We start from the raw sequence: 12,681 nt of genomic DNA, 5'->3' as shown, positions 1-12,681 counted from the left end.
CGGAGCCTACCAAAGCAGAACCGCCGCCGGCCTGATGGCCGACGGCGGTGGACTCTGCATGAGTCATGTGTGCCCTCGATAGGATTCGAACCTACGACCTTCTGCTCCGGAGGCAGACGCTCTATCCCCTGAGCTACGAAGGCGGACGCGGAACCTGCCGCACCCGTAAGGGACTCATCGAGCTTAGCAGGTGCCCATCGGGTCGGAAAACGCAGGCAGCACCGGCGGCCTCCGGTCAGTAGCCGAGGAACGCGTCCGTCCGGACCCGCGGAACTCCCGCGGCCCGCACCGTCGACCGGAACTGCCCGATGAAGCTCGGCGAACCGGAGACCAGGACCGTGCGCTCCTTCAGGTCCGGGACGGCGGCCAGCAGGTCGTCGGCGTGTGGTTCCCGGCCGGCCGAGCTCCAGCCCGCGGGCAGGGACGGCGCTCCCGACTCCGGCGGGACGTAGAGCACCACGCGCGTGCCGAGGGCGGCGAGTTCGTCACGGAAGGCGATCTCCGCTGCACTGCGCACCACGTACACGAGGACGATGTCGCGGGACTCGCCCTTCAGGTCGATGTCGCGGAGCTGACTGATGAACGGCGTCACGCCGATACCGCCCGCGGCGAGCAGCAGGGGGACCGCCGGATCGCGCGGCAGGTGGAAGTCCCCACCGACGAGGGTGCCCGTGACGCGGGCGTTCCGGGGGAGGTCGAGCAGTGCCTTCTTGAAGGAGCTGCCGGTCTCCGTGGTCCTCAGCCCGAACGTGACGGCGTCGGACTGCTGGGGTGCCGACGTGATGCTGAAGATCCGGCGACTGCCACGGCTGTCGGCACCGCGGTGCGGCATGCTCAGCTCCATGTACTGGCCCGCCCGGAATCGCACCGGCTTCGCGGGCTCGAACACCAGCTCGGTGCTCGTCGGTGTCAGTTGCCTCGACCCGGTGAAGGACATCCGCACACCCCGCCGCTGGCCCATGAGGAACGCCACCACGTTGCCGATCACGAGGGCGAACTCGGGTCCGAGGAACACCGGGCCGATCGACACCTGTGCCGCCAGGACGACGGCCACGATCGCGGCGAAGAGTCCTTGCTGCCACCGCAGGGGAGGGAGGGTGAGCGGCTCGGTCATCATGAAGCCGAGGAGGAACAGGACGGGATAGGACGTGAGGACCAGCTGCAGGCCCGCGATCGCCGTCATGCCGCCCTGGACGAGCCCGACCAGCAGGATGCCGAGGGCGACGACGAGGAACACCGCCGCCATGGCGAGCTTCCGCGTGCGGTACAGCAGGAGGAACGCGCCGACGGCCACGACGGGCAGCATGTAGGCGTTGGCGACCCACCAGCCTGCAGTGCCGACTCCCAGCAGCGTGGCGACGACGGCGCCCGCCGCAGCAGGATTCACCACGTGCCGGCCACGGACCGCGAGCAGGAACTTCGACGCACCGGCCGCCACCCCGGCCACCAGGATGCCGCCGAGGCCCGCGCTGGTGCTGGACGGGAACATGATGAGGAAGACGATCAGCCCGGTGATGACGGAGCTGTCGCCGTGGGGTCGCAGGCGCAGGATCAGCGCCATGAGGCGCGTCCCGATGATGGTGCCGCCGACGGCGGCCACCAGGGTGCCGCCGATCTCGGCGGGAGTGAAGGCGAGGAGCCCTGCGACGGAGAGCACGAGGGCCTCGACGGTCAGGACCAGGAGCAGTGCCAGCGTCAGGCGGTACATGGTCAGGCGGCCCAGCAGGCCGTCGAGTGCTGCGGTCATGAGAACAGTGCTCCTGCGAGTGGGGCGGAAAAGCGGGCGCGTCCGTCGGAGTACATGAGGACGAAGTCGAAGTCGAAGGAGCCGGCCAGGGCGGCGGGATCGGCGACGAAGAGGGCGGTGCACAGGCCGTCGGCCGTCATGGCGTCCGGGGCGAGCACCCAGGTGGCGACGACGGTGTCCACGCAGCGGCCGGTGCGGGCGTCGAGGACGTGGTGCAGCCCGTCCCCCCAGATACGCCGGTTCGACGCCGAGGCGCACAGTGCCCCGCTACCGAGGGCGACGGTACCGATGGCCGACGTCGCATCGTAAGGGTGTTCGAGGGCCACCGTGATGACGCCGTCGCCCTGGCGCCGCATGTCGCCGCTCGCATCCACGATCACGTCCTCGTGGCCGGCCTCGACGAGGCTCCCGATCATGAGGTCCACCAGCTGCCCCTTCCCGGCGGCACCGACGTCGAGCAGGGCCGGCTCCCTCAGGGTGACGCCGTCGGCGGACCACTCGAGGACCTCCTCCCACGGGCGGGCCGGCGAGGGCCGGGCCTTCGCGACGAAGCTGTACTCGGCGTCGTACCCCTGCTCGGCGAGGCGGTCCCCGACCAGGGGTGAGACGGCGCCGTCCGTGAGATCGTGCAGCGTGCGCAGGAGTCGGCCGAGATCCTCGCCGTGCCGGGGCAGGGGCAGCGAGCCACCCTCCGCGGCCAGGGCGGTGACGGCCGAGTCGGTGCGGAAGCGGGAGTAGAGCGCGTCGTAGTCCTCGGCGAGGCGCAGCAGGTCCAGCCGCTCACCGGGCAGCAGCGGCGCACGCGAGTCCACGCGCCAGCGCGTACCGATCGCGTCGAAGCTGAAGGAGTCCGCCACGCTCGCGAGCCTAGCCCCGGGCTTCGCTCTTGATCTTGTCGGCGGCGTCGTTGAAGCCGCCGCTCGTCAGCGAGGAGCCCGCCACCTTGTCGACCGCGAGATCGTCGAGCTTCTTGCCCACGATGGCGTCCGAGATGCCTCCGGCGAATCTCTCCTGGTACGTGGTGGTGGTCGGGTTGTCCGGCATCGGCTCGACCTCGACGGCGGTGACGACGTCCGCCTCGAGGGTGATGGTCACCCCCACCTCCTCGGGCCCGGCCGGCGACTGGTATCCGCCGGTCTCCGTGTAGGTGCCGTCCTGGTAGGTCTGGCTGCCCGCTGCCCCGTCCGATGCCTGCTCGGGCGCTGCCGCCGGAGTCTCCTCGACGGGGGCAGCTGAGACCCCGGACGTCGTCGTCGCCGGGTCCGGTGCATCGGCCTCCGCTCCTGCGCAGCCGGCAGCACCGAGGATCGAGACGGCGGCGAGGCCCGTGAGGACGCGCTTGTGCAGGGGGAACGCGGCATAGGCGGCGCTCGCCGTCCGGGGACGTGCACTCTGGCGTGTGATGGTCATGGGGTGCTCCTGGTGGGTCGCCGGTCGGGGCCGGACGGATGGTTGCAGCGCGGGGGTCGGGCTGGATCGGTGGACACGGTGTTCTCCGGTCCAACGTCCCATGGGTGGATTCGTTTCCTCCAGCGTCCTGGACTGTTAGGCCCGTCACTTTGTGAAGGAGGGCGTTCGCCGGGAGGCAGGATCCTCCGGCCGTGCGGAGCTACGCCGTTATGCTTGTCGGGTGACTCCCGAAGAACTCTCCTCCGCTATTTCCGCCTGCCTCCGGGCCGCCGTCGACGCCGGCGACATCAGTATCGACCTCCCGTCGGAGGTACGCGTGGAGCGGCCGAAGAACCGGGACCACGGCGACTGGGCCACGAACATCGCCCTCCAGCTCGGCAAGAAGGCCGGGATGAACCCACGCCAGTTCGCGCAGCTGCTCAGCGATCGCCTCGCGGGCATCGACGGCGTGAAGAGCGTCGAGATCGCCGGTCCGGGCTTCCTCAACATCACGCTCGACGCCGGTGCGGCCGGTGAACTGGCACGCTCCATCGTGGAGGCGGGCTCCGCCTACGGACGGAACGACGCCCTGGCCGGGCACACGGTCAACATGGAATTCGTGTCCGCCAACCCGACCGGCCCGCTCCACCTGGCGCACACGCGCTGGGCGGCGCTCGGCGATTCGATCGCACGGGTCCTCAGGGCCAGTGGTGCCGAGGTGACGGCCGAGTACTACATCAACGACGCCGGAACGCAGATGAACAACTTCGCAGCCTCGGTTCTCGCCACCATCAAGGGGCGCACGACGCCGGAGGGCGGGTATCCGGGTGAGTACATCGCCGATCTCGGCCGCACCGTCCTCGAGGCACGTCCCGAGGTGGCGGAGCTGGAGGATGCCGAGGCGCTGCCCATCGTCCGTGCCATCGCGTACGAGGCCCAGATGGCGGACATCAAGGGGACCCTCGCGGACTTCGGTGTCCACTTCGATGTCTTCTTCTCGGAGTCCTCACTGCACGACGGCGGCGCGGTGGAGCAGGCCGTCGAGCGCCTGAGGGAGCAGGGCCACGTCTTCGACGAGGGCGGCGCCGTCTGGCTCCGCACCACCGACTTCGGCGACGACAAGGACCGGGTGCTCATCAGGGCCAACGGTGAACCCACCTACTTCGCATCCGACGCCGCCTACTACCTGTCGAAGAAGGACCGCGGGTTCCCCGAGAAGATCTACCTGCTCGGTGCCGACCACCACGGGTACATCGGTCGACTGAAGGCCATCGCGGCCTGCGCCGGGGACGACATGGAGCAGAACATCCAGATCCTGATCGGCCAGATGGTGTCCGTGAACGGTGCCCGTCTCTCCAAGCGTGCCGGCAACATCATCGAGCTGCGGGACCTGCTCGACTGGCTGGGCAGGGACGCCCTGCGGTACTCCCTCGGGCGCTCGCCGGCCGATTCGGCCATGTCGATCGACCCCGAGTTGCTGCGGAAGAACACCAACGAGAACCCGGTGTTCTACGTGCAGTACGCCCATGCACGGACCCACGCCGTCGCGCGCAACGCCGTCTCGGCGGGTGTGGACACCGGCAGCTTCGACGCGGCGTCGCTGAGCCACCCCACGGAGGGTGAGCTGCTGGCTGCCCTCGGCCAGTTCCCCGGCGTCGTCGCGCAGGCGGCGACATTCCGTGAGCCCCATCGCGTGGCGCGCCACCTCGAGGTCATCGCGGGTACCTACCACCGCTGGTACGACGCGTGCCGCGTCTCGCCGCTCGGTGGCGCACCGGTCGAGGACGTCCACCGCTCACGCCTGTGGCTGAACAACGCGACGCAGCAGGTCCTGGCGAACGGGCTCGACCTGCTCGGCGTGTCCGCACCGGAGCGGATGTGATGGCGGGCAGGGCAGCACCCCGTGAAGCGTCACCCCTGGCGCCGGACTGGCTCTCGCTCCCGGCGGACCAGGCACGCCTCGACGCGAAGCTCTGGGCCGAGGACGTGGAGCGCGGGACCGACGGCGTCCTGAGTATCGACGGCGTCTCCGTCGCAGAGCTGGCCGAGGAGTTCGGCACGCCGCTGTTCGTGATGTCGGAGCGCGATTTCCGCGCTCGCGCCGCCACGTTCCGCGACGCGTTCGACGACGCCTTCCGCGACCTCTGCGGGGGAGTGGACGTCTTCTACGCCGGCAAGTCCTTCCTCTGCACGGAGGTGGCCCACTGGGTGCGTGAGGAGGGTCTCGGCCTCGACACCTGCTCCGGCGGCGAACTCGCGGTCGCCCTCCGCGCCGGGATGCCCGGCCACCGGCTGGGGCTCCACGGGAACAACAAGTCGGCCGCGGAGATCACCCGGGCCATCGATGCCGGGCTCGGCCGGATCGTCGTCGACAGCCTGCAGGAGGTGGCGCTGGTCGGGGACCTCGCGGTCCGGCGGGGGCGCACCGCGAACGTCATGATCCGCCTGACCCCGGGCGTGCACGCCTCCACGCACGAGTTCATCGCGACGGCACACGAGGACCAGAAGTTCGGGCTCTCCCTCACTGCCGAGCAGGGGCCCGGTCAGCTGGACGACGGGCAGGACGGCGCGCACGGCCGCGCGCAGGTCCAGGACGACGGTATCGACGGCGACTCCTCGCCGGCCGCGCGCGCCGTGGCCGACGCCTTGGCGCACCCCGGCATCAACCTGCTCGGCGTGCACTGCCACATCGGCTCGCAGATCTTCGAGCCGGAAGGCTTCGAGCTCGCGGCTCAGCGGCTGCTGGGCTTCCTCGCCGGTGTCCGGGACCGGCACGGCGTCGAACTGCCGGAGCTGGACCTCGGTGGCGGTTACGGGATCGCCTACACGGAGGCGGACCAACCGCGGCCCGCGGCGGAGATCGCCCGGGCGATGGCCGCCGTCGTCGGGTCCACCTGCACCGAGCTGGGACTGCGCGTGCCGCGCATCTCGATCGAGCCGGGGCGGGCGATCGTCGGCCCCACGACCTTCACGCTCTACACCGCGGGGACGACCAAGACGGTGCGGGTGGATGCCGCGGCGAACGGCTCGGAGGTGCTCCACGACACCTCCGTTACGCAGCCGCGACGCTATGTGTCGGTGGACGGCGGCATGAGCGACAACGCCCGCCCGGTGCTCTACGGCGCGGATTATTCGGCCGTCCTGGCCTCCCGGACCCCGGACGCCGCCCCCGTGCTCTCCCGTGTGGTTGGAAAACACTGCGAGAGCGGTGACATTGTGGTGCGGGACGTCTACCTCCCCGAGGACACCGGAGCCGGTGACCTCCTCGCCGTTCCCGGAACCGGTGCGTACTGCTGGGTGCTCTCGAGCAACTACAACTACCTGACGCGCCCGCCCGTCGTGGCGGTCGTCGACGGGGCAGCCCGGCTGATCGTGCGCGGCGAGACCGAGGAGGACCTGTTCCGCAGGGACGTCCAGCGCGAGCCAGCCCCGCGCACCCCAGCGCCCGCCACGGATCCAGGAGACCCACGGACAGCATGAATGCGCCAGTCACGCCCCCAGTCAAACCCCTGCGCGTAGCCCTGCTCGGCTGCGGCAACGTCGGGTCCCAGGTGGCCCGGATCCTCCTCGAGGACGCCGAGAACCTCGGCCGCCGCGCCGGGGCGCCGCTCGAGCTCGTCGGCGTCGCCGTGCGCACCCTCGCGGCGCAGCGCGAGGTGGAGCTCCCCGCCGGCCTCCTCACAACCGACGCGGAGTCGCTCGTGGAGCAGGCCGACATCGTCATCGAGCTCATGGGCGGGATCGAGCCGGCCAAGACCCTGATCCACCGCGCCATCGAGCACGGCGCCACGGTGGTCAGCGGGAACAAGGCACTCCTCGCGCAGGACGGCCCGGAACTCTACGAGCAGGCCGACGCCGCCGGGGTCCAGCTGTCCTACGAGGCCGCGGTCGCCGGTGCCATCCCGATCCTCCGGCCCATCCGTGACAGCCTCTCCGGGGACCGCATCACCCGCGTGCTCGGCATCGTCAACGGCACCACGAACTACATCCTGGACCAGATGGACTCGACCGGCGCGCAGTTCGCCGACGCGCTGAAGGCCGCCCAGGACCTGGGGTACGCGGAAGCCGATCCGACGGCGGATGTCGAGGGTCATGACGCCGCCGCGAAGGCGGCGATCCTCGCGTCCCTGTCCTTCCACACGCGCTTCGCCCTGGAGAACGTGTACTGCGAGGGCATCACCTCCGTGACGGCGGACGACATCGCTGCCGCAGCCGAGGACGGCTACGTCATCAAGCTGCTCGCGATCGCGGAGATGCTCACCGACGAGGCCGGGGCCGCCGGTGTGGGCGTCCGCGTGCACCCCACCCTGCTTCCCCGCTCGCATCCGCTCGCCGCCGTGCGGGGCGCGTTCAACGCCGTCTTCATCGAGGCGGAGAACGCCGGCGAGCTCATGTTCTACGGTCAGGGCGCCGGTGGTACGCCGACGGCCTCGGCGGTGCTGGGCGATGTCGTCAGCGCCGCACGCCGCATGGTCCTCGGCGGCCCGGGCCGCACCGAGACCACCACGGGCCATGTGCCGCCGCTCAGTATCGACACGGTCCGCACGAGCTACTGCATCGGCCTGCAGGTCGCCGACCAGCCGGGTGTCCTGGCACGCATCGCGCAGATCTTCGCCGAGAACGGCGTGTCCATCGAGACGATGCGCCAGCGTATCCACCAGAACGGGCCCGACGGCGGGACGACGGCGGAACTGCGCATCGTCACACACCGCGCACCCGAGTCCTCGCTCGCCGCCACCGTCAAGCAGGTCGCCGCGCTCGATGTCATCACCGCCGTCTCATCCGTTCTCCGAGTAGAGGGAATCTAAGTGGCCCACCAGTGGCGCGGAGTCATCCGCGAGTATGCCGAACGCCTGCCCGTGACGGACGCCACGGAGGTCGTCACCCTCGGGGAGGGTGGCACGCCCCTCGTCCATGCGCGGCATCTGTCCGAGCTGACAGGCAACACCGTCTACCTCAAGGTCGAGGGTATGAACCCCACCGGGTCCTTCAAGGACCGCGGCATGACCATGGCCATGACGGCGGCCGTCGCCGCCGGCGCCAAGGCCGTGGTCTGCGCGTCGACCGGCAACACGTCGGCATCCGCGGCCGCCTACGCCACGCAGGCCGGCATCACGTGCGCCGTCCTCGTACCGGACGGCAAGATCTCCATGGGCAAGCTGAGCCAGGCGATCGCGCACGGCGCGCAGCTGCTGCAGGTCAACGGGAACTTCGACAACTGTCTCGACGTGGCGCGCAAGCTCGCCGAGGCATACCCCGTGTTCCTGGTGAACTCGGTGAACCCGGCGCGCCTCGAGGGTCAGAAGACGGCTGCCTTCGAGGTCGTCGACACCCTCGGCGACGCGCCGGACTACCACCTGATGCCCGTCGGCAATGCCGGCAACATCAGTGCCTACTGGAAGGGCTACAAGGAGTACGCGGCGCCGTACGCGTCGATGCACCACGGCGAGCTGCCCGCTGTCGCCACCCGCACGCCGATCATGTGGGGCTTCCAGGCAGAGGGTGCCTCGCCGCTCGTCAAGGGCCACCCGATCACCGAACCCGACACCATCGCCACCGCCATCCGGATCGGCAATCCCGCCTCCTGGGACTTCGCCGTCGCAGCGCGCGACGAGTCCGGCGGCCTCATCGAGGCCGTGACCGACGAGGAGATCCTGGACGCGCACCGCTGGCTGTCCTCGCGCGAGGGCGTCTTCGTGGAGCCTGCCTCGGCAGCAGGTGTCGCAGGACTCATCAAGAAGCACGCCGATGGTCTTGCCCCGACGGGCAAGACCATCGTCATCACCGTCACGGGCCACGGCCTGAAGGATCCGCAGTGGGCGCTGCGGACGGCCGACGGCGCGGACGTCGAACCGACGAAGGTGGAGTTCGACGTCGTCAGCGTCGCCGCGGCCCTCGGGCTCGAGGACTGACGTGGCGGATCTCCATCCGGCGCCTCCGGCGTTCCGCCGGAGCGCCGACACCGCCGGCACCCCCGAACCGGCGGAGCTTCCCGGGGTCGACACCGGACAGGCCGTCGAGATACGGGTGCCCGCCACGAGCGCGAATCTCGGACCGGGCTTCGACACCCTCGGCCTGGCGCTCGCGCTGCACGACACCGTGCGGGTCCGCACCACCACGGCCGGGACGACGACCGTCAGGGCATCGGGGGAGGGAGCAGCCGACCTGCCGAACGACGCGACCCATCTGGTGGCGCGCTCGCTCCTCGGCACGCTCGACCGCGTCGGCTTCCGGTCCCCGGGGCTCGAGCTGGACACTACCAACGTGATCCCGCACGGTAGGGGCCTCGGTTCCTCCGCCGCGGCGATCGTCGCCGGCGTCCTCGCCGCCAATGCGCTGCTGCCCGCCGGACACCGGCTGGACGAGGCACAGGTGCTCCAGTGGGCGGCCTCGCTCGAGGGCCATCCCGACAACGTGGCCCCCGCACTCATGGGCTCGCTCGCCATCTCCTGGGAGAGCGGACACGCGTACCACAGCTCGCGGGTGGAGGTGCATCCCGATGTCGTCCCCGTCCTCGCCGTCCCTGACGCCGCACTCTCCACGGAGAGCGCACGGGCACTCCTGCCGCCCTCGGTCTCGCACCACAGTGCCGCGGCCAACGCGGGCCGTGCCGCGCTCCTCGTGCACGCCCTGTCCGCGGACCCGTCGCTGCTGTTCCCCGCAACCCAGGACTCCCTGCACCAGGACTACCGCGCCCAGGCCATGCTGCCGAGCGCCACGCTCATGCGCGGCCTGCGGTCCGCCGGTTTCGCCAGCACCATCTCCGGCGCGGGCCCGAGCATCATGACGCTCGCGGTAGGGCAGGAGCAGGCAGATGCCGCCGAGTCGGCCATCGCCCGGCTGCTCGATCAGGGCGACACACCCAGGGCGTGGCGGGTTCTCCGGCTCGCGGTGGAGCGTGTAGGTGCTAAAGTGGAAGTGCACCAAGGGTAGTGATCGTTCCGGCGCATGCTGTGCGCCTCGCGACTCGCTGTGTCTCTCAAGGCATCGTGTGCTTCTGTTGAGTCGACCGTCCTGATCTTCGGACCGCCGCACACACTGCAGGTTCCGACAGCAGTAGAACATCCTCCGGTGTAGCCTCCGACCATATCTTCGTGCGCGGGCCAGCCCTGACGCGCGAAGGCATCCCCAGGCTCTCAGCACACCCAGTCGACGCCGGGCAGCCTCCGGCCCGGCTGAACCCCGCCTGCTTCACATGCGGCACGGGGCAAACCACCGCGGACCACTGATCAGGTGGCCGCCCGACGAGGGGGAAGGATCCTTCGTGACTGACACCACTGACCTGTTACCAGGTGTGGCCACCCAAGACGCTGAAGCAACCGGCGCAACAACTTCCAAGAGCAGCGGCCTTGCAGGCCTGAAGCTCGCGCAGCTGCAGGCACTCGCCGGACAGCTCGGTATCACCGGTGGATCGAGGATGCGCAAGAGCGACCTCGTCTCGGCCATCTCCGACCACCAGCGCGGCGGCGCCGTGGCGGACCGCCAGAAGGCACCGTCCGTCCGCAGCGAGCGCGGCGCAGACGCGCAGCGCTCCGAGGTCTCCGGCACACCGGACGCTGCCGAGGCACCCTCCGCAGGCCAGCCCCAGGACGAGCAGTCCGCTCCCGCCGAGCGCCAGCCCCGGACCCGCAACCGCAACCGGCGCGCGGGCAGTGACGGCGTCGTCTCCGTCCCCGCGTCCGAGCCCGCAGGTGCCACCGGCGACCAGCAGGCCGAGGCTCCGTCACGGGATGCCTCCGACGACTCGTCCGCCGGCGAGCAGCAGGATCGCGGTGACCGCGAGGGCGGCGGACGCAACCAGCGCAACCGCCGCAACCGTCGCGGCGAGGATCGCGGCGACGCACAGTCCGGTCAGAACGAGGCCGGGAACGATACCCGGAACGACGGCCAGAACGACGCGGGCCAGCAGGGTGACGGCGCATCGGGCCAGCAGGGCGAAGGACGCGGCGACCGCAACGAGCGCCGCAGCCGGTCCCGCAACGGCCGGGACGATTCCGCCAACGGCGGCTCGAACAACGGCGGCTCGAACAACGGCGCCTCGAACAACAGTGGCTCCACCAACGGTGGCTCGACCAACGACACCCAGAACGACGGCGGCCGCAACGGCAGCGAGCGCAGTGACGCCCGCAATGATTCCCGAGGGGACAACCGGGACAATCGCTCGGACAACCGGGGCAACCAGAACGACGACGAGGGCCGCGGCCGTAATCGCCGTAACCGTGCCAACCGCAACGGGGGCAATGCGTCCGACGACCGCAGCAGCCGCTTCCGCGACCGCAACGAGCGCAACGACCGCCGTCGCGGCCGCAACCAGCCGGACGTCGACGACGTCGAGGTCACCGAGGACGACGTCCTGCTGCCCGTCGCGGGCATCCTCGACGTCCTCGAGAACTACGCCTTCGTGCGCACCTCCGGCTACCTGCCCGGACCGAACGACGTCTACGTCTCGCTCGCCCAGGTCAAGAAGCACAACCTGCGCAAGGGCGACGCCGTCGTCGGAGCCATCCGTGCACCCCGCGAGGGCGAGACGCAGGCCAGCGCCCGGCAGAAGTTCAATGCCCTCGTCCGCGTGACCACGGTGAACGGCAAGCCGGCCGAGGACCTCAAGGACCGCGTCGAGTTCGCGAAGCTCGTGCCGCTCTACCCGTCCGACCGCCTGCGCCTCGAGACGGACCCGAAGAAGATCGGCCCCCGCGTCATCGACCTCGTGGCGCCGATCGGCAAGGGCCAGCGTGGCCTGATCGTCTCCCCGCCGAAGGCAGGCAAGACGCTCATCCTGCAGGCGATCGCGAACGCCATCACGATCAACAACCCCGAGGTGCACCTCATGATGGTGCTCGTGGACGAGCGCCCCGAGGAAGTCACCGACATGCAGCGCACGGTGAAGGGTGAGGTCATCGCCTCCACCTTCGACCGCCCCGCGGACGACCACACCACGGTCGCCGAGCTCTCCATCGAGCGCGCCAAGCGCCTCGTGGAGATGGGCATGGACGTCGTGGTTCTCCTCGACTCGATGACGCGCCTCGGCCGTGCCTACAACCTGGCCGCTCCGGCGTCGGGCCGGATCCTCTCCGGTGGCGTCGACTCGGCGGCGCTGTACCCGCCGAAGCGCTTCTTCGGTGCCGCCCGCAACATCGAGAACGGTGGCTCGCTCACCATCCTCGCAACGGCGCTCGTCGAGACAGGGTCCAAGATGGACGAAGTCATCTTCGAGGAGTTCAAGGGCACCGGCAACATGGAGCTCCGCCTCTCGCGCAGCCTCGCCGACAAGCGCATCTTCCCCGCAGTGGACGTCAACGCGTCCGGTACGCGCCGCGAGGAGAACCTGCTCTCGCCGGACGAGGTCAAGATCATGTGGAAGCTGCGCCGCGTGCTGTCGGGTCTCGAGACCCAGCAGGCACTCGAGCTGCTCACCAACAAGATCCGGGAGACGCAGTCCAACGTCGAGTTCCTCATGCAGGTCCAGAAGACCACGCTGGGCTCCAAGGACTCCGACTAGCAGCTCACCCAGCCGCTTGTATCGCCGACCCGCGCCACTCGGCCGG

At 70.1% G+C, this 12,681-nt stretch carries 9 protein-coding genes and 1 tRNA gene; 6 read left to right on the top strand and 4 right to left on the bottom strand.

Features of this window, described 5'->3' with window-relative positions; genetic code table 11:
- Nucleotides 1-70: 70 nt before the first annotated feature.
- The 4 genes from FJV46_RS11150 to FJV46_RS11135 form a co-directional block, all read right to left on the bottom strand.
- A tRNA-Arg gene (locus FJV46_RS11150) sits at nucleotides 71-143 on the bottom strand.
- Nucleotides 144-235: 92 nt separating this feature from the next.
- Complete coding sequence (locus FJV46_RS11145; RefSeq protein ID WP_087027252.1) at nucleotides 236-1,747, bottom strand: FAD-dependent oxidoreductase; 1,512 nt, start codon at nucleotides 1,745-1,747, stop codon at nucleotides 236-238.
- A complete protein-coding gene (locus FJV46_RS11140; RefSeq protein ID WP_087027254.1) occupies nucleotides 1,744-2,604 on the bottom strand; it encodes an FAD:protein FMN transferase in 861 nt (286 codons plus the stop codon). The genes FJV46_RS11145 and FJV46_RS11140 overlap by 4 nt, the downstream gene beginning before the upstream one ends.
- A gap of 10 nt (nucleotides 2,605-2,614) precedes the next feature.
- Complete coding sequence (locus FJV46_RS11135) at nucleotides 2,615-3,157, bottom strand: FMN-binding protein (protein WP_087027256.1); 543 nt, start codon at nucleotides 3,155-3,157, stop codon at nucleotides 2,615-2,617.
- Nucleotides 3,158-3,377: 220 nt separating this feature from the next.
- Between FJV46_RS11135 and argS the strand changes: the two genes are divergently transcribed.
- The 6 genes from argS (at nucleotide 3,378) to rho (ending at nucleotide 12,635) form a co-directional block, all read left to right on the top strand.
- Nucleotides 3,378-5,018 (top strand): arginine--tRNA ligase, encoded by a 1,641-nt coding sequence (gene argS, locus FJV46_RS11130; RefSeq protein ID WP_087027258.1) that lies wholly within the window; start codon nucleotides 3,378-3,380, stop codon nucleotides 5,016-5,018.
- Nucleotides 5,018-6,616 (top strand): diaminopimelate decarboxylase family protein, encoded by a 1,599-nt coding sequence (locus FJV46_RS11125; protein ID WP_087027260.1) that lies wholly within the window; start codon nucleotides 5,018-5,020, stop codon nucleotides 6,614-6,616. The genes argS and FJV46_RS11125 overlap by 1 nt, the downstream gene beginning before the upstream one ends.
- Nucleotides 6,613-7,944: a homoserine dehydrogenase gene (locus tag FJV46_RS11120; RefSeq protein ID WP_087027262.1), complete on the top strand. Its 1,332-nt coding sequence runs from the start codon at nucleotides 6,613-6,615 to the stop codon at nucleotides 7,942-7,944. Before FJV46_RS11125 ends, FJV46_RS11120 begins: the two co-directional genes overlap by 4 nt.
- A complete protein-coding gene (gene thrC / locus FJV46_RS11115) occupies nucleotides 7,945-9,048 on the top strand; it encodes a threonine synthase (RefSeq protein ID WP_087027264.1) in 1,104 nt (367 codons plus the stop codon). It abuts the gene before it with no gap.
- 109 nt (nucleotides 9,049-9,157) lie between these two features.
- On the top strand, nucleotides 9,158-10,069 hold the full coding sequence (thrB, locus tag FJV46_RS11110) for a homoserine kinase (RefSeq protein ID WP_232008695.1): 912 nt from the start codon (nucleotides 9,158-9,160) through the stop codon (nucleotides 10,067-10,069).
- 331 nt (nucleotides 10,070-10,400) lie between these two features.
- Complete coding sequence (rho, locus tag FJV46_RS11105; RefSeq protein WP_087027268.1) at nucleotides 10,401-12,635, top strand: transcription termination factor Rho; 2,235 nt, start codon at nucleotides 10,401-10,403, stop codon at nucleotides 12,633-12,635.
- The last annotated feature ends 46 nt before the right edge of the window (nucleotides 12,636-12,681 follow it).

The organism is Arthrobacter agilis (genome assembly GCF_006494655.1).
Taxonomy (GTDB): Bacteria; Actinomycetota; Actinomycetes; order Actinomycetales; family Micrococcaceae; genus Arthrobacter_D; species Arthrobacter_D agilis.
This window is presented reverse-complemented; position numbering and strand designations above follow the sequence as displayed.